Source organism: Streptomyces albiaxialis (genome assembly GCF_039530985.1).
In the GTDB taxonomy this organism is placed as follows: Bacteria; Actinomycetota; Actinomycetes; order Streptomycetales; family Streptomycetaceae; genus Streptomyces; species Streptomyces albiaxialis.
The window spans coordinates 1-23,610 of the sequence record NZ_BAAAPE010000024.1; the positions used below are offsets into that span (position 1 = coordinate 1).

A 23,610-nucleotide genomic window follows, 5' to 3' on the forward strand; every position below is an offset into this window, starting at 1 on the left:
GCCCGTATCGAGACCACCGGTCTGGACACCGGTTACTGGATCACGAACCTGCGCCGCCCCGTCCGCTTCGCCGACACCGTCCGGGCCCTCCTCGACGCGGGGCATCGGGTCTTCATCGAGGCGAGCCCGCACCCGGTGCTGACCTTGGGTATGCAGGAGACTTTCGAGCAGGCGGGCGTCGAGGTGGCTGTCACCGTCCCGACCCTTCGTCGTGATGAGGGCGGTAGTGGCCAGGTGGCCTATGCCCTGGCGCAGGCGTATGTGGCCGGGGTTCCTGTCGACTGGACGACGTGGCTGGACGAGCAGCCAGTGGTCGAGCTGCCGACCTACCCCTTCCAGCACAAGCGCTACTGGCTGAACGGCAGTTCCGGCGCGTCCCAGGACCCCGCCGGGCTCGGTCTCGTGGCCGCCGGGCATCCGGTGCTGGGGGCCACCACACAGCTCGCGGATTCCGACGCCCGGCTGCTCACGGGCAGGCTCGCGCGGCGGACGCAGCCGTGGTTGGCGGATCACCGGGTGCTGGACGGCGTGCTGGTGCCGGGCGCGGCGCTGGTGGAGTGGGCGTTGCGGGCGGCGGACGAGGCCGGTTGCGGGCGCGTGGACGAGCTGGCGCTGCACGCGCCGCTCGCCGTTCCGGACGCCGGCGGCGTACGCGTCCAGGTCGCGGTCGGGGCCGTCGGGGACGACGGGCGTTGCGAGGTGGCAGTGCACGCGCGTCCCGAGGACGACGACCCGGCGTCGGCCGCCACCCGCCCGTGGACGTGCCACGCGCGGGGTCTGCTCGGCCCGGCCGCCGCCGCCGACGAGCCGGGTGACGAGCTGGCAGGAACGTGGCCGCCGCCGGGCGCGGAGCCGTTCGACGTCACGGACTTCTACGCCGGGGCCGCCGCGGGCGGTTACGGCTACGGTCCCGCGTTCCAGGGCCTGCGCGCCGCCTGGCGCGATGGCGCCGACCTGCTGGCCGAGGTCGAACTGCCGGAGGCCGCAGGGGAACCGACGGGCTACGGCATGCACCCGGCCCTCCTCGACGCCGCCCTCCAGACCGCCCTTCTCATGGGCGGGACCGACGACGAGCAGCGCGGGGAACGGGTGTGGCTGCCGTTCGCGTGGAGCGGCGTCTCGCTGTGGGCGACCGGCGCGACGACCGTACGCGTACGGGTGACGCCCGAGGCGTCGGACGCCGAGGGGCAGGGCGAACGCACCGTGCGGGTGACCGTCGCCGACGCGGTCGGCGCGCCCGTGCTCACATGCGAGTCCGTCGTCCTGCGTGCCGCGGACCCCGCGCAGCTCCGCGCGGCCCACGAACAGGACGACGTCGACGGCCTCTTCCGTACGGAATGGACCCCGATCCCCGCGACGGAGACGGCAGACACAACCGGGACCGACGAATGGGTCACGCTGGGCACCGGCCCGTACGCCGACCTCGCCGCGCTCACGGCCGCCCTCGACGGCGGTGCCGTCGTACCGCCCGTCGTGCTGGCCGACTGCACCGCAACCCCTGCCCCGGGCGAAAGCGGGTCGCCCGGCGACGCGTTCCGCGCGGGCACGGACGCGCTGGCGCTCGTCCAGGGCTGGCTGGCGGAGCCGAGGCTGGCCGCTTCCCGGCTGGTGCTGGTGACCAGGCGCGCGGTCGTGGCGGACGACGCCGACGACGGGGCGGAGCTGGACGCCGCCGGGGCCGCCGTGTGGGGCCTGGCCCGTAGCGCGCAGTCCGAGGAGCCGGACCGGCTGCTCCTGCTCGACCTCGGGCCCGGGCACGAGGTGACCGGCGACGCCGCCGCCACGGCGGTCCGCCGGGCGCTGGCGGCGGGCGAGCCCCAGGTCGCCGTGCGCGACGAACGGGTGCTCGTGCCGCGTCTCGTCCGCGCGCGGGGGCGGGCGCTTCCGCCGCTGGACGGCGCGTGGCGGCTGGACTCGGACACGGGTGCCACGCTGGAGGACGTGGCGCCGGTCGCGTGCCCCGAGGTGACGGAGCCGCTCGCGCCGGGGCAGGTGCGGATCGCGGTACGCGCGGCGGGCGTCAACTTCCGCGACGCGCTGGTGAGTCTGGGCATGGCGCCCGGCCAGACCGGACTGGGCAGCGAGGGCGCGGGCACGGTGACGGAGATCGGGCCGGGGGTCGCGGGGTACGCGGTCGGCGACCGGGTCATGGGCCTCTTCGAGGGGGCCTTCGGCCCGCAGGCGGTGGCCGACGCGCGGATGCTGACCCATGTCCCCGAGGGCTGGGGCTGGCGCGAGGCCGCGGCGGTGCCGGTCGTCTTCGCGACCGCCTGGTTCGGGCTCGTCGATCTCGCGCGGCTGCGGCCGGGCGAATCGGTGCTGGTGCACGCGGCGACGGGCGGCGTGGGCACGGCGGCCGTGCAGATCGCGCGGCACCAGGGCGCGGAGGTGTACGCGACGGCCAGTCCCGCCAAGCACCACGTGCTGGAGGGGATGGGCATCGGCGCCGTGCACCGGGCCTCGTCCCGCGACCTGGACTTCGCGTCCGCTTTCCCGCAGGTCGACGTCGTTCTGAACAGCCTCACCGGCGAGGCCGTGGACGCCTCGCTGCGGCTGCTGCGCGAGGGCGGCCGGTTCCTGGAGATGGGCAAGAACGACATCCGCGACGCGGCGGAGGTCGAGGCCGCTCACCCGGGGGTGCGCTACCGCGCGTTCGACCTGATCCCCGACGGCGGGCCCGAGCGGATCGGGGAGATGCTGGCCGAGCTGGCGGAACTGTTCGCCGCCGGGACGCTGCGGCCCGCGCCCGTACGGGCCTGGCCCGTGACGCGGGCCCGCGAGGCGCTGCGCTGGCTCGGCCGCGCCCGGCACATCGGGAAGGTCGTGCTGGACGTGCCCCACGGCCCGGACCCCGACGGCACCGTGCTCGTCACCGGCGGCACCGGAACCCTCGGCAGCCGCGTCGCCGAACACCTCGCCTCGGCCTGGGGCGTACGGCACCTGCTCCTGGTCAGCCGCCAGGGGCCGGAGGCGCCCGGCGCGCGCGACCTGGTCGACCGGCTGGCGGAATCGGGCGCCGAGGCGCGCGTCGTCGCGGCCGACGTCACCCGGCGGGACGAGGTGGAAGGGCTCATCGCGTCGATCGGCCAGGAGCATCCGCTGACCGGCATCGTCCACGCGGCGGGCGTGCTGGACGACGGGCTGGTCGGGGCGCTGACGCCCGAGCGGTTGGCACGCGTGTGGGAGGTCAAGGCCGCGGCCGCGCACCACCTCCACACGGCCAGCGCGCATCTGCCACTCGGCCTGTTCGTGCTCTTCTCCTCCAGCGCCGCGACGCTCGGCAGCCCCGGCCAGGCCAACTACGCCGCCGCCAACGCCTACTGCGAGGCCCTCGCCGCGCACCGGCAGGCCGCCGGGCTGCCCGGCGTCGCCCTCGGCTGGGGGCTCTGGGCGGAGGCCAGCGGCATGACCGGGCAGCTCACCGCCGCCGACCTGGCCCGCATGGCGCGTACGGGCCTCGGCGCGCTGAGCACCGAGCACGGCTTGCGCCTCTTCGACGCGGGCCACGGGCACGGGGCCCCGCACCTGCTGGGGCTGAACCTCGACGCCCGTACGCTCGCCGCCCGTTCCGCCGAAGGACCGCCGCCGCTGCTCCGCGCGCTCACCGCCGGGGCCGGTGCCGGTCCCGGGGCGGGAGCCGGGGCAGGAACCGGAGCGGGCATCGGCGCCGCGCGCCGTACGGCCGCCGCTTCGGGCGACAGCCTCGCGGGCGCCGACCTGGGCGGCAGGCTGGCGGGCCTGCCCGAGGACGAGCGGCGGCGCGTCCTCCTCGACCTCGTGCGCACGCACGCCGCGACGGTGCTCGGCCACGCCGGGGCCGAGGCGATCGGCCCCGACACCGCGTTCAAGGACGTCGGCTTCGACTCGCTGACCGCCGTCGAACTCCGCAACAGGCTCGCCGCGGTGAGCGGACTGCGGCTGCCCGCCACGTTCGTCTTCCGTCACCCGACGCCGACGGCCGTCGCCACGTATCTGTACGACGAACTCGCCCCCGCCGCCGACGCCGCGGCCGCCCCCGCGCACGAGCACCCGGTCTTCGCCGAACTGGAGCGGCTGGAGCGCGTCATGACGCGCCAGGCCCCGGACGAGGAGGAGCGCGAACGGCTGCTGCGCCGGCTGGAGACCCTCGTGTGGCGCCTGGACGACCGGCCCGGCCGGCTCGGCCAGCCGGACGCGGCCGACAGCCACCCGGACGGGAACGGCGCGGGGGCCGTGAGGGGCGCGGGACTGGAGACCGCCTCGGACGACGAACTGTTCGAGCTGATCGACCGAGCCGAATGACCGAGTGACAGGGAAGTGTCGTCCTGATGAGGAGCGTGGACCGAACGATGCCGGGGACCGACGTACCGGGGACCGAAGTGCCGGGGACCACACCTTCGGAAGCCGCCGCTCCGGAGACCACAGCGACGGAGACCACAGCGACGGAGACCACAGCGACGGAGACCGCCGCTCCGGCGGCCGAGGACAAGCTCCGCCAGTACCTGAGGAAGGCGGCGGCCGACCTCGCCACGACGCGCGAGCGCCTGCGCGAGGCCGAGGACCGGCACCGAGAGCCGGTGGCGATCGTCGGCATGGCCTGCCGCTACCCGGGCGGCGTCCGCTCGCCGGAGGACCTGTGGGACCTCGTCGCCGAGGGCCGCGACGCCATCACACCGTTCCCCCAGGACCGCGGCTGGGACCTCGACGGCCTCTACCACCCCGACCCCGACCACCCCGGCACCAGTTACGTACGCGACGGCGGTTTCCTGCACGACGCCGACCGGTTCGACGCGGAGTTCTTCGGGATCAGTCCGCGCGAGGCGCTGGCGATGGATCCGCAGCAGCGGTTGCTGCTGGAGGTGTCGTGGGAGCTGCTGGAGCGGGCCGGGATCGATCCGGGCACGTTGCGGGGCACCCGGACGGGCGTCTACGCCGGGGTCTCCAGCCGTGACTACATGACGCGGATGCCGCACGTCCCCGAGGGCTTCGAGGGCTACGCCACGACCGGCACCCTCACGAGCGTCGTCTCCGGCCGGGTGGCATACACCTACGGGTTCGAGGGCCCGGCCGTGACCGTGGACACCGCCTGCTCGTCCTCCCTCGTCGCCGTCCACCTGGCGGCACAGGCCCTGCGCCAGGGCGACTGCGCGCTCGCCCTCGCGGGCGGCGTCACGGCGCTGACGACGCCCACCGCCTTCGCCGAGTTCTCCCGGCAGCGCGGCCTCGCGCCCGACGGCCGCTGCAAGTCCTATGCGGCGACCGCCGACGGCACGGGCTTCTCCGAGGGCGTGGGTCTCGTCCTGCTGGAACGGCTGTCCGACGCCCGCCGCAACGGCCACCGCGTACTGGCGCTCGTACGGGGCTCGGCGGTCAACCAGGACGGCGCGTCCAACGGCCTGACCGCCCCCAACGACGCCGCGCAGGAACGCGTCATCCGCGCCGCCCTGACGAACTCCCGACTCACCCCCGACCAGGTGGACGCCGTGGAAGGCCACGGCACGGGCACGACCCTGGGCGACCCCATCGAGGCCATGGCCCTCCTGGCGACATACGGCCAGGCGGACGACCGGCCACAGCCGCTCCGGCTGGGGTCCGTCAAGTCCAACATCGGCCACACCCAGGCGGCCGCGGGCGTCGCCGGTGTCATCAAGATGGTGCAGGCCATGCGGCACGGCCTGCTGCCCGCCACCCTCCACCTGGACGAGCCGTCCCCCCACGTGGACTGGGAGTCCGGCGCGGTACGGCTGCTGCGTGACCAGGAGGACTGGCCGGACGGCGAACGCCCGCGCCGCGCCGGCATCTCCTCGTTCGGCATCTCCGGGACCAACGCCCACCTGATCGTCGAGGAAGCCCCCGGGCCGGAGGAGACGACCCCCGCCGACACGGCGCACGGCCTCGTGCCGTGGGTGTTGTCGGCGCGGAGTGCGGGGGCGTTGCGGGAGTTGGCCGGCGAGCTTGTGGGGGTTGCTGGTTCGCCGGGTGAGGTGGGCTGGTCCCTGCTGACGACCAGGTCTGTCTTCGCGCAGCGTGCGGTGGTGCTGGGGGAGGGCCGGGAGGGGCTGGGTGCGGGGTTGCGCGCGCTGGCGGCCGGTGAGCCGCATCCGGGTGTGGTGCGGGGGTCGGTGGTGGGTGAGGGTGCTGGTCCGGTGTTGGTGTTTCCGGGTCAGGGGTCGCAGTGGGTGGGGATGGGGGTTGAGCTGCTGGATTCGTCGCCTGTGTTCGCGGGGCGGATCGCGGAGTGTGAGCGTGCTCTGGCGCCGCATGTGGACTGGTCGTTGGGCGGGGTGTTGCGGGGTGATGGTGCCGGGCTGGAGCGGGTGGATGTCATCCAGCCGGTGTTGTGGGCGGTGATGGTCTCGCTGGCGGCGGTGTGGGCCGAGCACGGGGTCACGCCGGCTGCTGTGGTTGGGCATAGTCAGGGGGAGATCGCCGCCGCGTGTGTGGCCGGGGCGCTGTCGTTGGAGGATGGTGCGCGGGTGGTGGCGTTGCGTTCTCGTGCGTTGCGTCGGTTGGCCGGTGGTGGGGCGATGGCCTCGCTCGGTATCGGCCGGGAGCGGGCCGAGGAGTTGCTTGCCTCGCACCCGGAGGTGGGGGTGGCGGGCGTCAACGGGCCTTCGTCCACGGTGGTGTCGGGTCCGCCGGAGGCGGTTGCTGCTGTCGTGGAGGTGGTGAAGGGAGCGGGTGAGCGGGCTCGGTTGGTGGAGGTGGATTATGCCTCGCACGGTCCTCAGGTGGATGAGATCACCGGGGAGCTGGGCGAGGTGCTGGCCGGTGTCGAGCCGGTTCGGGCGCCCGTTGCGTTCTATTCGACGGTGACCGGTGCCCGTATCGAGACCACCGGTCTGGACACCGGTTACTGGATCACGAACCTGCGCCGCCCGGTCCGTTTCGCCGATACCGTCCGGGCTCTCCTCGACGCGGGGCATCGGGTCTTCATCGAGGCGAGTCCGCACCCGGTGCTGACCTTGGGCATGCAGGAGACTTTCGAGCAGGCGGGCGTCGAGGTGGCCGTCACCGTCCCGACCCTTCGTCGTGATGAGGGCGGTAGTGACCAGGTGGCCTATGCCCTGGCGCAGGCCTATGTGGCCGGGGCCCCTGTCGACTGGACGACGTGGCTGGACGAGCAGCCAGTGGTCGAGCTGCCGACCTACCCCTTCCAGCGCGAGCGCTACTGGCTGGACGACGTGGCGTCGTTCGACGCGGGGGAGGAGGCCGGGCGGAAGGGCACGGTCTCCGAGGAGGAGGCGCGGTTCTGGGGCGCGGTCGAGGACGGCGATCTGGACGCGGTCTCCGGGGAGTTGAGGCTGTCCGGGGACGAGGACGCGAGCGCGTCGCTGGGGGCGCTGCTTCCGGCGTTCTCCGGCTGGCGTCGGCGGCTGCGGGAGCGTTCGGCCGTGGATTCCTGGCGTTACGAGGTGCGGTGGTCGCGGTTCACCGTGCCGCGCGGTGACGCGCGTACCGGCCGCTGGCTCCTCGTGCGCCCCGCGGGCGGCGCGGAGGACTGGCTCGATGTGTGCGCCGAGGCGCTGGGCGACCACGTCCGTACCGTCGAGATCGACACCGACGCCGCCGAGGCCGACTCGGGCCGGGAGGAACTGGCCGCGCTGCTCCGGGAGTACGACCGCGAGTCGCCGCTGTCCGGCGTGCTGTCGCTGCTGGCCCTGGACGAGCGGGGGCCCCTGCCGGGCGTGGCGCGCGGGCTCGGGGAGACGCTCACGCTGCTCCAGGCCCTGGTGGACTCCGGCGTACGGGCGCCGCTGTGGTGCGCGAGCCGGGGCGCGGTCGCCGTCGAGGACGCCGAACGGCTGGACTCGCCGGAGCAGGCGCAGTTGTGGGGGCTCGGCCGGGTGGCGGCGCTGGAGCACCCGGAGGCGTGGGGCGGGCTCGTCGATCTGCCGTCGGTGCCGCGCGGGCTGGACGGGGGTCTGCTGCGCGCAGCGCTGTCCGGGCCCGACGACCAGGTGGCGCTGCGCGCCTCCGGCGGCTTCGCGCGCCGCCTCGTGCCCGCGCCGGGCGCCGGGGCCGTCGGCGACGCCGAGTGGGCGCCGAGCGGCACGGTCCTGATCACGGGCGGGCTCGGCGGCCTGACCCCGCATCTGGCGCGCTGGCTGGCCGAGGGAGGCGCGGAGCGCGTCGTGCTGCTGGACCCCGAGGGGGAGACGGCGCCCGGCGCGAAGTCCCTCGTGGACGAGCTGGCCGACCAGGGCGCGGAGTTGGTCGTCGACGGCTGCGACCCGGCCGACCACGCCGATGTGACGGCCCTCGCCGAGCGGCTGGCGGCGACGGGCGCGCCGGTGGGCACGGTCTTCCACACCTCGGCGTCCGGCGAGCTGGCGCCCCTGGCGGAGCTGACGCCGGAGCGGCTGGCCGACACGGTACACGCGGGGCAGACCAGCGCCGCGCCGTACCTGGACGAGCTGTGCGGCGCGCATCCGGACGGCACGGTCGTCTACTTCACCTCCGTCGCCTCGGTCTGGGGCAGCAGGGACCACGGCGCGTACGCCGCCGCGCATGCGTACATGGACGCGCTGGCCCAGCGGCGCCGGGCCGACGGCGGCCACGCCGTGTCGGTCGCGTGGGCGCTGTGGGACCTGCCCGAGAGCACGGGCGCACACGGCACGGCCGCCCGCCGCCAGGGCCTCCCGCCCCTCGAACCCCGGCTGGCGGTCACCGCGCTGCGCCGCCTCCTGGAACAGGGCGCCCCCAGGGCGGTCGTCGCCGACATCGAGTGGGACGCGTTCCTGCCGCTGCTCACCCTGGCCCGCCCCACCACGTTGTTCGACGAGATCCCGGAGGCCCGGCGCATAGGCCGCGGCGCCGGGCACCCGGATCCCGCGACGGACGGGACGAGTGCGCCCGACGACCAGGCGGCGGCGCTGCGCCGCGAGGTGGCGGCCCTCCCCGCGCCCGAGCGCGCCGGACGGCTGCTCGCCCTCGTCCGTACGCATGTGGCCGCCGTCCTGCGCTACCGGTCGGCCGAACAGGTGGGCCCCGACCGGCCGTTCAAGGAGCTGGGCTTCGACTCCATCGCGGCCGTCGAGCTGCGCAACCGGCTGCGCGCCGCGACCGGTGTCGCCCTGCCCGCCACGGTGGCCTTCGACCACCCGACGCCCGCGGCCCTCGCCGGCCACCTGCTGACCGGCGTCCTCCCCGAGGACGGCCCGGAGGGCCCGGACGGCACCGGCGCCGACCACCTCACGGCACTGGAGGGCACGCTCGCCGCGCTGCCCCCGGACGGCCCCCGCCGCACCGCCCTCGTCAACCGGCTCCGCGCGCTGCTCTGGCGCCACGAGGCCCCGGGTCACGACGAGCCCCCGGCGGAGGCGCCGGACGCCGCCGAGGAGGACCTCGCGGCGGCCACGGCCGACGACATGTTCGCGCTCCTGGACCGGGAATTCGGGGCCTGACGAGGAAGGTGGCCGACCCCGACGGGGCCGGCCACCTTCTCTTCCTCCGCGTGCGTGTGTGCCCTTTGTCGCCTCAGCTCTTCTTGTCCGGGAGGGCCGTGAGGCGGCTGTATCCGCCCCGGTAGAAGACGAGAGGACGGTCCGCTCCCCGCGCTTCCATGTGCCGTACGCGGGCGACGACGATCGCGTGGTCACCCGCCGGGTGCTCGTCGTCCACGGCACACTCCAGCCAGCCGATCACCCCGTCGATGAGCGGCAGCCCGGAGGGCGAGTCCGTCCACGTCAGCCCCCGGAACTTGTCGCCCCCACTGGTGGCCATCCGGCGGGAGATGTCCCGTTGGTCCTCGTGGAGGATGTTGACGCAGACCAGCCCGGTGCCGCGGATGCGCGGCCAGGTCCTGCTCGTGCGGGCGACACAGAACGAGACGAGGGGCGGGGCCAGGGAAACCGACGTGAACGAGTTGACGGCGAGTCCGGCGGGCGCGTGCCCGGCCAGCCCCGTGACCGCGACCACTCCGGTCGCGAAGTGCCCCATCACCTCGCGGAACGCGCCCTGTTCGGGCACGGTGGGCGCCCCCGGGCCCGCGCGCTGAGCTCCCGGCGCCGTCATTCCGGCTCGCGGCGGTCGTCCAGCGGAGTTCCGCGCAGAACCGCGCGCGCCAGGTCGAGCATGTCGGCGGCGATTCCGCCGGGATGCTGAGCGTGCAGATCGTGGTCGCCGCCGGGGTACTCGCGTACGGCCGCTCGCGGCAGTCTCGCCATGGCGGCGGCCAGCGACGAGCGGAACCGCAGGAAGAGAGCGCAGAGACCGGGCGACATCCGCTCCTGGTCGATGTGCGGGACGGCGGGCATGAGCAGCACCGGCTGGGTGACGTACGGATGCAGACGGCTCGGCGGAGTGTCCCAGACGCTGCGCATGATGGTGGATCTGAGCGCGGGGGAGAGGTGGGGGGACAGGGTGCCCTCGGGGCCGATCCGCAGGGAGCACAGGGACGCCTCGACGGCGCTCTCGGACCAGTCGGGGTGCGCCGCTTCGAGGAAGCTGCGGATGCCCGGGAGGGTGGCTCCGGCCAGATCGGGCTCGGCCACCGCCAGCAGGTCGACGAAGTTGTCCCAGGTCTCGTAGACCACGGTCGCGTCCATGTAGCCGCCGTCCACCAGGGCCAGGCCCGCCACCAGCGCGGGATGTCCCGCAGCCAGGGAAAGCGCGATGTCGGCACCCCAGGAGTGGCCGCCCACCAAGGCGTGGGTCAGTTCGAGGGCGGAGCAGACCGCCGCCACGTCAGCGGTGGCGGCGTCCGTTCCGTACGCACCGTTCGCGGGCGCCTCGGTCTCGCCGTGCCCCCGGAGGTTCACGGCGTAGACCGGGTGACCGGCGGCGGAGAGCCGTTCGGCGACCTCGCCCCACAATCGCGCGTTCGAGGCCAGTCCGTGCACCAGCAGGAAGGGCCGCTCCTCCGCTCCGGGGTGATGCCGGACGTGAATGGTCGTGCCGCCCTTGATCGGCACGTAGAGGTCCTCGGGTTCCGGCGGGTGCCCGGGCTGCTGGACGCCCGTCGTCGTGCCGGCCCCCGGGGAATGGCGCCCCGCCGTCTCAGACGCGGTCATGGGGTTTCCACGCGGCCGAGATGACGTAGTCGCGCGACGCGGCCCGCAGTTCGGTGACCTTGAGGTGCCACTTGATGCCGTTCCGCTGCTTGAAGGAGGAGAAGCGGGGGTCGCGGAGCAGCCGGGTGCAGCGGGCGCGTATGTGCTCGGCGTTGGGGATGAGCACGCTGTCGGTGATGTCCCGGACCTGGATCTGCGTGTATCCGGCCTGGCGGAGCTGGTCCTCGTAGACCGGGCGGGGGTACCAGTTGGCGTCGGGGATGACGCGCTTGCGGCGCGATTCGTCGAGCCGCCCCATCAGTCCGCCCTTCGGCACGGTGCCCTGGCGGGGCAACGGGTCGGTCGTCGCGAGGACGCCGCCGGGGCGCAGCACCCGCAGTGCCTCGCGGAAGAACTTCTGCCGGGTGTCGAAGTGCGCGGAGGCCTCCAGCGCGACGACCCGGTCGAACGAGCCGTCCTCGAAGGGCAGGGCCGTGGCGGAGCCGACGCGCAGGTCCAGCCTGTCGGCCACTCCCAGCGCCTCCGCACGGCGCCGCGCCCCCTGGACCTGGCTGGGGGTCACATTGATGCCGCTGATCTTCTCCGGTTTCCGGGTCCGGAGCCAGTGGAAGTCCTGCTCCGCGAAGCCGAAGCCGACGTCGAGCACCCGGTCGCCCTCGGAGATGCCGGCCGCGTCCGCGAGTTCGTCGGCGAGCGCCTCGCACGCCGTGTCCGGGTCGTCGCACCCGTCGGCCCAGTAGCCGTAGTTGATGTATGTGCTCTCCATGCCGAGGATTTCGCGGTAGAAGCCGTCCTCGCGAATGTTGTCGAGCACTTCGTAGAAGGAGCGGACCCGGGCGTCGGGGTCTGTCGTGCCGCGGAACATGTGCGCGATCTTGGCGAGGGTGCTCTGACGTCCGCCGGCTGGGCCCTCAGTGATCGTGTGGTCGCTCATCTGCACCTTCCGATGGGCTGATGGATCGCTGGGGATGTGCGCGCGCTCCTGCCCGGTGGTCGAAATGCAGACGCCCTCTCACGGGCGTCCGGGAGATCCGCCGCCGACCCCATTGCTTGGGTCGCATTCTCACGCCCTCGTCTAAAGCGGGTCTAATCCCAGTCGTGAATAGCTGGTCACGACCATTCGTTTTAGAAGGGCGTTATCGCAGTTCTCTACCGTCTCTTGTCGGCACCGTGCCGACGGCCGGACTGGAGGTATGGGAATATGCGTGTGCTGTTCGTGACGTTTCCCTGGAAGACGCATCTCTTCAACTTCGTTCCATTGGCCTGGGCATTGCAGACCGCCGGGCACGAGGTGCGGACGGCCAGCGAGCCGGCGATCACGGCGGCAATTACCCAGGCGGGTCTCACGGCGGTCGAGGTCGGCTCCTCCGAAACCCTCCAGGAACGGGGAGAGAGAATACCCGCCGAGGAGCAGCCGCTCAGGCAGCCGCCCCCGGGGCCGGTCGACTCTCTCTACACGATCGGTGACCGCAGGGAGCGGATCGCCTGGGAAGACCTCGCCTGGCTCGACCGGAACGTGGTGACGCCCCGGACGAGTTTCGTCAACGACACCATGGTCGACGACCTGGTGGCGTACTGCCGTTCCTGGAAGCCCGATCTCGTGCTCTGGGACGCGGTGTCGCAGGCCGGGGCGGTGGCCGCCGAGGTGGTGGGAGCCGCCCAGGGGAGGATCCTCTTCTCCCTCGACCTGAGCCGTCGGCTGCGGAACGACTTCCTGTGGGCGAAGGAACGGCAGCCCCGGGACAAGCGCGAGGACGGACTGCGCGACTGGTACACGGGCTGGCTGGAGAAGTACGGCTGCGAGTTCTCCGAGGACCTGGTCACCGGGCACTTCACGATCGACCAGATGCCGGAGTCGTACCGGCTGGAGACCGACGAGCGATGCGTCCCGCTGCGCCATGTGCCGTACAACGGCCCCGCGGTGGTGCCGGATTGGCTCTACGAGCCGCCCACGGCGCCCCGCGTCCTGATGACCTTCGGGATCACGGGACGGGAACTTCCCGTGGAACAGGCGGTGCCCGTCGAGCGGATGAGGGAGATCCTGGACGCGCTCGGCGATCTGGACATCGAGCTCGTCGCGACGGTCGCGGCCGACCTGCACGAGGAGATCGGCCCGGTCCCCGGGAACACCCGGATCGTGGATTTCGTGCCGCTGCACGCCATCATCCCCTCGTGCTCGGTGCTGATCAACCACGGCGGCCCCGGCAGCTTCAACAGCGCGATGCTGCACGGGGTGCCGCAGATCCTGGTCTCCATCACGCTGGACGCGGCGGGCAAGAACGCGCTGATGGAACAGACCGGCACGGGGATCGCCGTGCCGCCCGGGGAGGTGACCGGGGCCCGGCTGCGGGAAGCCCTGGTGCGGCTGCTGGACGAGCCGTCCTTCCGGGCCAACGCCCGGCGGATCCAGAAGGAGGTGCTCGCCCAGCCGACCCCCAACGGCCTGGTGGCGGAGCTGGAACGGCTGGCCGAGCGGTACCGCCGTGCCTGAGAACGGGCCGCGGCGCCACGCACAGGGCCCCGACCGCGCCGACGCGGTCGGGGCCCTGCCGTGCGTCCGGTGACGTCACCGTCACATGGCCGGCTTCTTCTTCGTCCGCTCGCAGTAGCCGCCGTATTCGACGGTCTTGCCGTCGGGCGTGGTGACGGACGTGTGCACCTTCCGCAGGCCCGGCCGGACGAACGTGTACTCGTCCACCAGCTCCTTCATATGGATGCCCTCCGCCTTGCCGGTCTCGCTGGGCACCATCACCTCGGTGCCGGAGCCGCGGAAGACGAGGCGGCCGTCCTTCGGCCCGGGAGAGGTTCCGCTCTCCGAGGTGCCCCAGTCGTCGTAGCTGTACCTGATGTACTCGTGCTTCACCGGATTCCAGCCGAAGACCTGGCGGCCGCGCAGATTCCCCGGGTTGAGAATCACATCGCTGTACAGGTAGTGCCCGTTCAGCGAGCGATGGGTCGTCATATAGCTGACGGTGCCCTCGGAGCCTTCCGGCGGCTTCGGATCCGTCTGTACGCACTTCCAGTTGCCGAGCAGCGGATCCAGCGCCTTCATCTGCGGTGGGGCGGGCCTGGGGGCTTCCTTTTTCTGCGTGCTCTTCCGGGCGTCCTTCGCGGCCTGCTTCGGGGCGCTTCCCTCGCCGTCCTCGGCGCCCACCGGCGAGGCGGCGATGAGAAAGCCCGACAGGGCAAGGGTGAGGGCTGTCGCCCCCAGGGTGCGCCAGGGGACCCGGTCCCGTTGTGTGTCTGTGGCACGCCTCGTCATACTGCGCTCCTTTCGGGGATCGAACTGAGGGTCACCGGCAACCGGATGAGCTGCCGGGCGTGTGGCTGCGGCCGCCACGCCAGCTCGCCCTCGGGTACGGCGAGCGCCAGACCGGGGTAGCGGCCGAAGAGCGTGGAGAACGCCGCTTCGGCCTCCTGGTTGGCGAGGGAGGCGCCCAGGCAGTAGTAGGCACCGTGCGAGTAGGCGAGGTGCGGGTGGCCCGAGGAGTCCACACGGCGGGTGATGTCCAGCACGTCGGGATCCGGATAGCGCCCGGGATCGTGGTTCGCGGCGCTCAGCACCGCCTGGACCTGCTCCCCTCTCCGGATTCGGGCGCCGCCGATCGTCACCTCCTCGGTGGCGAAGCGGAGCTGGGTCAGGACGATGGGGCTGCACCAGCGGAGGATCTCCTGGACGGCACCCGGCATCAGCTCGGGGTTCGCGCGCAGCAGTTCCAACTGGTCCCGGTGGGTCAGCAGGGCCGTGATGCCGTTGCCGATGAGGTGTGCGGTCGTCTCGTGCCCGGCCACCATCAGGGTGAGCACCATGGTGATCAGCTCGGTGTCCGACAGCCGCCCGCTGTCCTCGTCCCGCGCCTGCACGAGCCCGGTGACCAGATCGTCGGCCGGACGGGCCCGGCGCTCCCGCGCCAGGTCGTCGACGTAGGCGCTCACGTCGGCGAGCATGGAGTTCATCCGCTTCGGGTCCATGCTCGCGATGTCCTCGCTCCAGGCCCTCCACAGCGGCCGGTCCTGGACGGGCACCCCGAGCAGTTCGCAGATGACGGTGATGGACAGCGGGTAGGCGAAGTGCTCGACCAGGTCGACGGCGCCCCGTTCGGCACGGGCCGGCAGGGCGTCCACCAGCTCGTCGGTGATGCCCTGGACACGGGGGCGCAGTTTCGCGATCCGCCGGGGGGTGAAGGCCCGGGTGACGAGCCTGCGCAGCCGCGTGTGGTCCTCGGGGTCGACGTGGACGAGGTTTCCGGTGAGATAGGGGAGCACGGTCTCGTCGATGCCGAGCTGCACCAGCATCTCGGCGTAGAAGTCACTGCCCCCGGACAGCGAGCGGGAGTTGGTGACGAAGCGCCGGTCGCCGAGCATCGCGGTCACGTCGTCGTGTCGGGTGAGCATCCAGACGGGGCTGCCTCCGAAGGGGTCTTCGACCAGCTCGGGGGCGGCCGGGGAGAAGCGGTGAGATGCGTGCTCGACGGCCATCGCGGTCCCCCTAGGCGCTGTCGGCGTTCGCGCCGCTCTCCGGGGCGAATGCCTCGGAGGCGTAGCGCGCGAGCTGGCCGGGGGTGGGATTCTCGATGACCGCGACGAGGGGGATCTCGATTCCGGTCAGGGACGTGATACCCCGGGTGAGTTCCAGGGCCTTGAGGGAAGTGAGCCCGTGTTCGAGGAAATTGCTGTCCTCACCGATGTCGGGCTGTTCGAGAACGCCGGCGGTCTGCGCGCGCAGGGCTTCCCGCAGGAGGCGTTCCCGCTCCTCCGTGCCGGCCGCCGCGAGCGTTGCCCGCAGGTCCTCGCTCTCCACGACCGTGTGCTCCTCACTGGTGCCGCTCTGCGTCATGACACTCCTTCCATTTCTGGGGGCGCTTCTGGAGGGCGATGCGGGCCTTCATGCCTCGCATAGTGGAACGTTCTTCTAAAATCGCTCCAACGCCCCGTTTCACTCGGGTCCCTCGCTCTTCGCGGTGTGCGGCTCTTCCTCCGCCAGCCAGTAACGCCGCCGCTGGAAGGCGTAGGTCGGGAGCGGCACGGTGCGCGGGCTCCGGGGCCCTTCGCAGAGCGCCCCCCAGCCGACCGGCAGACCCCGCACCCAGGCGTCGGCGAGCGCGGTCAGCAAGGCGCCTTCCCCGGTGTCCGGGCCGAGACGGAGCACGAACCCCTCGGAGGGCTCCGCGGATTCGGCGACGCGGGGCGGCGCGGACCGTGTCAGCCGCTCCCACCAGTGCTCCGGGGTGGCCACCTGCTCGTCCGCGGGACGGCCCGTCGCGTCGCGGACGAGGGGGACGGACGGCTTCTCGTAGGCCACCGACCCCAGCAGCGCGCGCAGCCGCTCCCGCGTGCCGGGGTCGGCGGCGCCGTCGTGGTCGTCCAGCGCGGCACGTACCGCCACGAGTTTGCAGGCGTCGTGCAGCCCGAAGACCCCGGCGCGGTGTGCGGCGGCGATCTCTCCCGCACCGTGGCCGGCGAGCTGGGCCGGACGGATCCCGGCCGTGTCCACGAGCCCGGCCAGGGCGATGTGCAGGGCGAACACTCCCGCCCGGGCGTACACGGGCAGGCCGGACAGCTCACGGCCCTCGGCGAACAGCGCTTCGCGCAGCGGGCGGTCCAGCTCCGGGTCGAACTGCGCGCACACGTCGTCGAAGCGGGCGGCGAAGGCGGGGAAACGGCCGTAGAGGACGGCTCCGAGACCCGGGCGCGCCCCGGCCCCGTCGTCGAACACGAGGGTCACCTTCCCGGAGCCGTCCGCCGCGGGGGCTTCCGAGGCCGTGACCCGGGGGTGGTCCGCCCCGGCGGCCAGCGCCTCCAGCCCCGCCAGCAGCTCGCCGCGCCCGTCACCGAGCACGACGGCGCGGTGCTCGAACGCCGAGCGGCCGGCGGCCAGCGACCAGCCCACGTCCCACCTGGACAGCCCGGAATCGTCGGCGACGTGTGCGGCCAGCCGCGCGGCCTGGTCCCGCAACGCCTCGGGCGTGCGGGCCGACACCACCCACGGCACGACGCCGGCGGCCGGAACGTCCCCGGCCTCGACGCCCCGGGCTTGGACGTCCCCGGCCATGTCGTCCGTGTCCGGTGCCGGGCCCGGCGGGGCCTCCTCCAGGATCAGGTGCGCGTTGGTGCCCGAGATGCTGAAAGCCGACACCCCGGCGCGCCGCGGGCGGTCCCGGCGCGGCCAGTCCCGGGGCTCGCCCGCCAGCTCGACGGCCCCGGACTGCCAGCGCACCAGCGGCGTCGGCCGGTCGGTCCCCGGCATGGGCGGCAGTACGCCGTGCCGCATCGCCAGCACCATCTTCACCACACTGACCAGTCCCGCGGCCGCCTGGCAGTGGCCCACGTTCGGTTTGCTGGAGCCGAGCCACACGGGCGCGTCGGCCGGGCGGTCCTGGCCGTAGACGGACAGCACGGCCTGGGCCTCGATCGCGTCGCCGATGGCCGTGCCGGTGCCGTGGCCCTCGACCGCGTCGACGGTGTCGGGCGTGAGCCGGGCATCGTCCAGGGCCTGCCGGAACAGTTGCTGACGGCCGGGTCCGTTCGGGGCCGCCATGCCGGTGCTGGCCCCGTCCTGGTTGACCGCGGAGCCCCGGATCACACCGAGGATCCGTCGCCCGTTGCGGCGCGCCGCCGACAGCCGCTCCAGCAGCACCAGGCCGGCGCCCTCGCCCCACACCATGCCGTCGGAGGCCGCCGCGAACGGTTTGCACCGGCCGTCCGGCGCCAACTGCCCCTGAGCGGCGGACAGTAAGAAGGTGTGCGGGCTGTACATGACGGCGGCGCCGCCCGCGAGGGCCAGGTCGCACTCGCCCAGGCGCAGCGCCTGGCACGCCAGATGCATCGCCGTCAGCGACGAGGAACAGGCGGTGTCCACCGAGACGGCCGCGCCGACGAGCCCCAGGGCGTAGGCCACGCGGCCGGAGGCCACGCTCGCGGCGTTGCCGTTGCCCAGATACCCCAGCAGCCCGGCGGGCAGCGTGCGCAGCCGGGCGGCGTAGTCGTGGTAGGAGACGCCCGCGTACACCCCGGTCCGGCTGCCGCGCAGGCCGCGCGGGTCGATGCCCGCGCTCTCCACCGCCTCCCAGGCGACCTCCAGCAGCAGACGCTGCTGTGGTTCCGTGGCCAGCGCCTCCTCCGGGCTCATGCCGAAGAAGTCGGCGTCGAAGTCCGCCGCGTCGTCGAGGAAGCCGCCGCGCGCGCTCACCCCGGTGTCGAGTCCGGAGAGCCACTCCAGGTCCCAGCCGCGGTCGGCGGGAAGATCGGAGATCGCCTCCCGCCCGTCGGCCAGCAGTTCCCACAGCCGCTCCGGAGTGTCGGCGCCACCGGGGAACCGGCAGGCCATGCCGACGATCGCGACCGGCTCCGAGGTGCCGGGGCCGGCCTCGCGCAGCAGCCGCTGGGTCCGGTGCAGCTCGGCCGCCGTCCATCGCAGGTAGTCGACCAGCGTGCTGGTGTCCGCCATGCCCGGACTCCCGCCCTTCACCGTGCCGCTGCGCCGCGTGCGCCCACGGCACGGCGCGGGCTCAGACCCACGAGGTCCAGTTCCTCCCGGCTCAGCGGGGGTTCCGTGAGGTCGGGACGCATCCCGTCGGCGTGCAGCAGCGCCATGAAGCCGCTGGTGCCGAGCGTGGACTGCGGCGCGGTCATGCTCATCACGTCGGTCACCATGTCGGACACCTCGGGGGAGCGGATGGACCGGCCCGCGACCAGGTCGGCGAACGACTGCCGGGCCGTCGCGCCGCCCGTCAGCCGGGGGTCCCTGGCCTTGTTGCGGCAGTTGACGAAGGCGATGTCCTTGGAAGCGGCCATGATCCACGGATCGTCCACGGCGGCACTGATCGCCCGCTGCGCCCGGTGCGCGGCGCCGGAACCGAAGGGCCGGGCCAGATGCTCGTCCAGGGCCGCGGCGCCCCGGGCCGCCGCGCTCATCCCGTGCCCGTAGATCGGGTTGAACACGGCGAGCGAGTCCCCGAGCACGACCAGGCCGTCGGGCCAGCGCTCCAGCCGCTCCGGGTACAGGCGGCGGTTGATGCCGAGCCGTGAGGCGGACACCGGGGTCAGCGGCTCGGCGTGGCTGATGAGATCCTTGACCAGCGGGTCGCGCAGGGTGTCGGTGTAGGCGAGGAAGTCCTGTTCCCGGGTGGGGAGTTCGCCTCCGCGGGTGCAGGAGAGTGTGACCATCCACTGGCCGTTCTCCTGCGGATAGACCACGCCGAACCGGCCGGGCTTCCGCTCACGGTGGTCCGCGGCGACGTTGACGGCGGGGAACAGCTCGGTCGCGCCCTCCGGGGCCCGGTACATCCTGCTCGCGTAGGCCATGCCGACGTCGACCACGTCCTCCTCCACGTCGGGCAGGCCGAGGCCGGTGAGCCAGCGCCGCATGCGGGAGCCGCGTCCCGAGGCGTCCACCACGAGATCCGCTTCCAGCACCTCCCGCGAGCCGCTGTCGACGTCCCGGACGTGGACCCCGGCCACCCGCCGGTCGTCGCCGGTGAGTTCCAGCGCCTCGGTCCGCTCTCGCAGCGTGATCCGCCCGTCGGCGAGGACCTGATGGCGTACCGTCCAGTCCAGCAGCGGGCGGGTGCACATCAGGCCGTACTGGCGCGGCGGGAAGCGGTGCTGCCATCCGTGCGACGTCAGTGTCACCAGGTCCGTCTGGAAGCGCAGCTTCCGCGACCCGGCCGCCAGCAGCCTGTCCGCCGTGCCGGGCAGCAGCGCCTCGACGATGTCGGCGCCCTCCGACCACAGGATGTGGCCGTGCCGTGCCTGGGGCGTCCCCCGGCGGTGCCGGGGCTCGTCCGGCAGGGCGTCGCGCTCCACCACGGTGACGCTGTCGAAATGCCGGGCCAGCACATGGGCGGCCAAGATGCCCGCCCAGCTCGCGCCCACCACGATTCCATGTCCGGGTCGTGTCACGGTTCCCTTCCTTCGCCTCGCTGCGCCCGATGGCCGGCCGCCCTAGGGGGTGTCTGACAAATGCCCGCGGCGTCGCGGTGTCCGGCACGCACGCTCGCGGCGTTGCCGAAACGCCCTAGTAGCTCCGCTACGAGGGCGCTCCGGCGCCTTGCGATCGCACGCACCAGACACCGCTCCTTCTCCCGCGCTCATGTGTCAGACACCCCCTAGGCGGACTCCGTCCGCTCCCTGGCCGCCCGGCCCATCTCCGTGAGCTGCTGGGCGACTTCGGCGTACTGCTCGACGCCGGCCGGGCGGGGCCCGTCGCCGACGTGGGTGTCGGTCATGCCCCAGAACGCCTGGACGTGCCTGCTCAGGCCGTCCTCGCCGACTTCCATGATTCCGATGACGTGGAAGGTCATCCGGGTCGGTTCCTCGACGGTGATGGTCGACGGCACCACCACCCAGCGTTCGTCCATGGACGTGACCACGCGGCCGGGAGTCTCGTGCACCCCGCCCGCTACGGCCTCGGCGATCCGTTCCCGCAGCTCGGACCTGCCCCGCAGCGGCCGGGCGCCGACCGGGTCCTCGAAGACCACGTCGTCCGTGAACAGGGCGAGGAGGCCCTCGACATCTCCGTCGTTGATGCGCCGGGCGTACTCGTGGACCATGTGCTTCCTGGTCGCCTCGTCGGGCATGTCGCCTCCCGCGTCGTGGCCGGTGGTGGATTCAGGGGGTGAGCGTCAGGTCGGAACGACCCCAGAACGCCCGCAGATCCTCGATCAGGCCGCCCACCCCGGTGCGGAGCACCAGGACGTACGCGCAGGTCAGCCTCGCCTCGTCGGTGGCGGACGGCGGGTCGAGCCAGCCACGCTCGACGAACTCGGGTCCTTTGGGGAGGTAGTCCATGACGGACACGACCGGGGCCAGGGCGTGCAGGCCGTCCTGGCCCGCGACCGGCTGGCCGGTGGTCTCGTCGATCCCCGCCTCGACGCTCCGGGCGAAATGCTCCCGCAGCGCGTCCCGGCCCCGCCGTCTGCCCGAGCCGACGGGGTCCTCGAAGGTGACGTTCTCCGCGTACATCGCCATGAGGCCGTCGAGGTCGCCGACGCTGAGCAGGCGGCTGTGTTCCACGACGATCTTCTTCCGCGCGATCTCGTCGATCATCGCCGCCCCCCACCGTGCCGTTCGAGCGTGGCCTTGCGCAGCATCGAGATGTACGGAAGTCCCTGGAGCACGGCCTCGTCCTCGACGCCGAAGTCGATGAGGCAGGCGATCTCGTCGACGCCCGCGGCCAGCAGCCTGTCGACGACCGGCAGGGCCGTCTCGGGGGTGCCGAACAGGCCGTTCCGTGTGTAGTAGCGCTCGAAGGCGAACTCCGCCAGGTTCCGCTTGCCGGCCGCGTCGGGCGCGTCCTGGTGTCCGCCGGCCTGGTTGATGTGCGTCTCGATGTACTGGACCAGCGGCTCGTGGACCGTAGCGCGGACCTCGGCGTCGGAGGGGCCGAGGAAGGTGTGGATCATCATCGTGACCCGCCCCGCGTCCGGTGCGTGGCCGTTCCCGGCCCGTGCCGCGCGGTAGGCGCGGACGTGGTCGGCGATGTCGTCGAGGGTGGTGGCCACCAGCGCCGTGAGGATGTGATGGCCGCACTCGCCGGCCCGCACCCAGGTCTCGCGGGTGCCCACGGTGGCGATCCACGTGGGCAGTTCCGGCTGGACGGGGCGCGGGTAGGTCGTACGCAGCACTTCCTCCTCCCCGTCCTCGCGGCGCGCGCGCGGCGTACGGACGTCGGCCCGCTCCCCGCGCCAGAGCCTGCGGACCGTGTCGACACGCTCGAAGGTCTCCTCGCGCCGCCTGCCGAAGTCCGCGTCGGACAGGAACGTGTCGCCCGGGGACCAGCCCGAGGCGGCGGCGATGCCGACCCGTCCCCGCGAGAGGTTGTCGACCATCGCCCACTCCTCCGCGACACGCACCGGGTGGTGGAGCGGGACGACGACGCTCCCGGCCCGGATCCCGACGTTCTCGGTGACCGTGGAGATGCCGGCGGCGAGCACCGACGGGTTCGGGTAGAGGGCGCCGAATTTGTTGAAGTGCCGTTCCGGCACCCAGATGCTGTCGAATCCCTCGGCATCGGCGAACTTCGCGGCCTCCAGCACGAGGTGGTAACTGGCCTCCTTGCTCCGCTCGCGGTCGTCGGAGAAGAAGAACAGGCTGAAGGACGGCTGACCGCCGGCCGCCCGGGGACCGGAATGTGTGCTCACGACGTGGGGCCTTCCTCACTGACGACTGCGGGGGAGCCGAGGGGACCGGCGGCGGCCGTGACCGGGGTACGGGGCTCCAGGTTCACCAGGGCCAGCTCGTCGGCGCTCAGCGGCGGAGCGGTGAGTTCCGGAAGCAGCTCGTCCTTCGACATCAGGGCGAGGAAGCGGCTGCTGCTCAGCTCCGCCGGGGAGGTCGAGAGACTGGCGACGTCGGTCATCACCGCACTGACGGCCGGGCTGCGCAGGGCGCGGGTGTCGATGAACGCGGAGAACCGGTGCCGGTCGGCCGCCCCGCCGGTCAGCCGCGGATCAGTGGTACGCACACGGCAGTTGACGTACTCGATGTCCTTGGACGCTGCCATGATCCACGGGGCGTCGACGCGTTCGCCGATCGCCGCCTGCGCGTCGCGGGCCGTGCGGGGCCCCGGCTTCGTCAAGTGCTCGTCGAGCGCGGCGACCCCTCGTGCGGCGGCGCTCATGCCGTGCCCGTAGATGGGGTTGAAGACGGCCAGGGCGTCGCCGAGCATCAGCAGCCCCTCCGGCCACCGGCCGAGCCGTTCCGGGTAGAGGCGGCGGTTCACGCCGAAATGGGAGACCATGAGGCCGGTCAGCGGGGTGGCGTCCTCCAGGAGGTCCGCGACGAGAGGGTCACGCAGCGACCGCGCGTAGGGCAGGAAGTCCGCCTCGTGGGTCGGGAGTCCGGCACCGCGCGTTCCGGCCAGTGTGACGATCCAGCGCCCGCCTTCCTGCGGGTACACGGCACCGAAGCGGCCGGGCTCGCCGGTGTGCGGATCGGCGGCGAGGTTCACGGGCGGGAAGCCCTTGGTGGCGCCCGGAGGCGCCTGGTAGATCCGCGAGCAGTAGGCCATCCCGGCGTCCACCACGTCCTCGTCGAGCGGCGGCAGCCCCAGCTCGCCGAGCCAGTTGGTGATGCGGGAGCCCCGCCCGGTCACGTCCACGACCAGGTCGGCGCGGAGCGTCTCCTCCGCGCCGCCGACCGTGTCCCGTACCCGGACGCCCGTGATCCGCTCCGGCCCGCCGGCGAGGGCGAGGGCCTCGGTGTGCTGCCGCACCCGGATGTGACCGGTGGCCAGGACCTGCTCCCGGACCACCCAGTCCAGCAGGGGGCGCCCGCACATGAGCGCGAACTGCCGGGACGGGAAGCGGTGCTGCCAGCCGTGCGGGCCGAGCGTGACCGCGTCCCGCTGGAGCACGATCCGGTGGGCTCCGGCGTCGGTGAGCCGGTCCAGCGTGCCCGGCAGGAACTCCTCGACGACGCGGGCCCCGCCGGACCACAGGATGTGGCTGTGCCGCGCCTGGGGTGTGCCCTTCCGGGACCGTGGCGTGTCCGGATAGACATCGCGCTCCACCACCGTGACGTGCCGCATATGGCGGGAGAGCATCCGGGCGGTGAGCATTCCGGCCCAGCCGCCACCCAGAACAATTCCCCGTTCGGGTTTGGACATGGATTGCCT

The 23,610-nt window shown here is 73.0% G+C and carries 14 protein-coding genes and 1 pseudogene; 3 read left to right on the plus strand and 12 right to left on the minus strand.

The features are described 5' to 3' along the window. Both ABD343_RS36465 and ABD343_RS36470 read left to right on the plus strand, forming a co-directional pair. The coding region (locus tag ABD343_RS36465) for an SDR family NAD(P)-dependent oxidoreductase (protein ID WP_344534603.1) at nt 1–4,281 on the plus strand (4,281 nt) is incomplete at its 5' end. Between the two features lie 173 nt (nt 4,282–4,454). Then, nucleotides 4,455–9,386 (plus strand): annotated as a pseudogene (locus tag ABD343_RS36470) (type I polyketide synthase); the annotation flags it as partial. 73 nt (nt 9,387–9,459) lie between these two features. Here ABD343_RS36470 and ABD343_RS36475 read toward each other — a convergent pair. Genes ABD343_RS36475 through ABD343_RS36485 form a run of 3 tightly spaced genes read right to left on the minus strand, consistent with a single transcriptional unit; the run spans nt 9,460 to nt 11,928 of the window. After that, nucleotides 9,460–9,996, minus strand: coding sequence for a flavin reductase family protein (locus ABD343_RS36475; RefSeq protein ID WP_344534607.1), 537 nt, complete (start codon nt 9,994–9,996; stop codon nt 9,460–9,462). Continuing rightward, nucleotides 9,993–10,994 (minus strand): alpha/beta fold hydrolase, encoded by a 1,002-nt coding sequence (locus ABD343_RS36480; RefSeq protein WP_344534609.1) that lies wholly within the window; start codon nt 10,992–10,994, stop codon nt 9,993–9,995. Before ABD343_RS36480 ends, ABD343_RS36475 begins: the two co-directional genes overlap by 4 nt. Beyond that, nucleotides 10,981–11,928, minus strand: a complete 948-nt coding sequence (locus ABD343_RS36485; RefSeq protein ID WP_344534611.1) for an SAM-dependent methyltransferase — start codon at nt 11,926–11,928, stop codon at nt 10,981–10,983. The genes ABD343_RS36480 and ABD343_RS36485 overlap by 14 nt, the downstream gene beginning before the upstream one ends. A gap of 267 nt (nt 11,929–12,195) precedes the next feature. On the opposite strand from ABD343_RS36485, the gene ABD343_RS36490 reads away from it, so the two are divergent. Then, nucleotides 12,196–13,485 (plus strand): activator-dependent family glycosyltransferase, encoded by a 1,290-nt coding sequence (locus ABD343_RS36490; RefSeq protein ID WP_344534613.1) that lies wholly within the window; start codon nt 12,196–12,198, stop codon nt 13,483–13,485. 81 nt (nt 13,486–13,566) lie between these two features. Here ABD343_RS36490 and ABD343_RS36495 read toward each other — a convergent pair whose 3' ends face one another. From ABD343_RS36495 to ABD343_RS36535, 9 genes are all read right to left on the minus strand, one after another. Beyond that, nucleotides 13,567–14,256, minus strand: a complete 690-nt coding sequence (locus ABD343_RS36495; protein ID WP_344534615.1) for a hypothetical protein — start codon at nt 14,254–14,256, stop codon at nt 13,567–13,569. Further along, a complete protein-coding gene (locus ABD343_RS36500; protein ID WP_344534617.1) occupies nt 14,253–15,473 on the minus strand; it encodes a cytochrome P450 family protein in 1,221 nt (406 codons plus the stop codon). The genes ABD343_RS36495 and ABD343_RS36500 overlap by 4 nt, the downstream gene beginning before the upstream one ends. A 10-nt stretch (nt 15,474–15,483) precedes the next feature. Then, nucleotides 15,484–15,831, minus strand: coding sequence for an acyl carrier protein (locus ABD343_RS36505; RefSeq protein ID WP_344534619.1), 348 nt, complete (start codon nt 15,829–15,831; stop codon nt 15,484–15,486). 99 nt (nt 15,832–15,930) lie between these two features. Beyond that, nucleotides 15,931–18,441, minus strand: a complete 2,511-nt coding sequence (locus ABD343_RS36510; protein WP_344534621.1) for a type I polyketide synthase — start codon at nt 18,439–18,441, stop codon at nt 15,931–15,933. Between the two features lie 17 nt (nt 18,442–18,458). After that, entirely contained in the window at nt 18,459–19,895 is a 1,437-nt protein-coding gene (locus tag ABD343_RS36515) for an NAD(P)/FAD-dependent oxidoreductase (protein ID WP_344534623.1), read from the minus strand. Nucleotides 19,896–20,101: 206 nt separating this feature from the next. After that, nucleotides 20,102–20,572 carry a nuclear transport factor 2 family protein gene (locus ABD343_RS36520; RefSeq protein ID WP_344534625.1) on the minus strand — a complete coding sequence of 157 codons (471 nt, stop codon included), beginning with the start codon at nt 20,570–20,572 and terminating at the stop codon, nt 20,102–20,104. Nucleotides 20,573–20,603: 31 nt separating this feature from the next. Further along, nucleotides 20,604–21,041 carry a nuclear transport factor 2 family protein gene (locus ABD343_RS36525; protein WP_344534627.1) on the minus strand — a complete coding sequence of 146 codons (438 nt, stop codon included), beginning with the start codon at nt 21,039–21,041 and terminating at the stop codon, nt 20,604–20,606. Beyond that, nucleotides 21,038–22,135: a MupA/Atu3671 family FMN-dependent luciferase-like monooxygenase gene (locus ABD343_RS36530; protein ID WP_344534629.1), complete on the minus strand. Its 1,098-nt coding sequence runs from the start codon at nt 22,133–22,135 to the stop codon at nt 21,038–21,040. The genes ABD343_RS36525 and ABD343_RS36530 overlap by 4 nt, the downstream gene beginning before the upstream one ends. After that, the gene (locus ABD343_RS36535) at nt 22,132–23,601 is read right to left on the minus strand and encodes an NAD(P)/FAD-dependent oxidoreductase (protein ID WP_344534630.1); all 1,470 of its coding nucleotides are present in this window, start codon (nt 23,599–23,601) and stop codon (nt 22,132–22,134) included. Before ABD343_RS36535 ends, ABD343_RS36530 begins: the two co-directional genes overlap by 4 nt. Nucleotides 23,602–23,610: the final 9 nt, after the last annotated feature.

Coding starts and splice junctions, on each gene's coding strand:
- ABD343_RS36505 (WP_344534619.1), bottom strand. CDS start 15,831: ATGACGCAGAGCGGCACCAGTGAGGAGCACACGGTCGTGGAGAGCGAG.
- ABD343_RS36520 (WP_344534625.1), bottom strand. CDS start 20,572: ATGCCCGACGAGGCGACCAGGAAGCACATGGTCCACGAGTACGCCCGG.
- ABD343_RS36480 (WP_344534609.1), bottom strand. CDS start 10,994: ATGACCGCGTCTGAGACGGCGGGGCGCCATTCCCCGGGGGCCGGCACG.
- ABD343_RS36510 (WP_344534621.1), bottom strand. CDS start 18,441: ATGGCGGACACCAGCACGCTGGTCGACTACCTGCGATGGACGGCGGCC.
- ABD343_RS36475 (WP_344534607.1), bottom strand. CDS start 9,996: ATGACGGCGCCGGGAGCTCAGCGCGCGGGCCCGGGGGCGCCCACCGTG.
- ABD343_RS36535 (WP_344534630.1), bottom strand. CDS start 23,601: ATGTCCAAACCCGAACGGGGAATTGTTCTGGGTGGCGGCTGGGCCGGA.
- ABD343_RS36500 (WP_344534617.1), bottom strand. CDS start 15,473: ATGGCCGTCGAGCACGCATCTCACCGCTTCTCCCCGGCCGCCCCCGAG.
- ABD343_RS36490 (WP_344534613.1), top strand. CDS start 12,196: ATGCGTGTGCTGTTCGTGACGTTTCCCTGGAAGACGCATCTCTTCAAC.
- ABD343_RS36485 (WP_344534611.1), bottom strand. CDS start 11,928: ATGAGCGACCACACGATCACTGAGGGCCCAGCCGGCGGACGTCAGAGC.
- ABD343_RS36495 (WP_344534615.1), bottom strand. CDS start 14,256: ATGACGAGGCGTGCCACAGACACACAACGGGACCGGGTCCCCTGGCGC.
- ABD343_RS36525 (WP_344534627.1), bottom strand. CDS start 21,041: ATGATCGACGAGATCGCGCGGAAGAAGATCGTCGTGGAACACAGCCGC.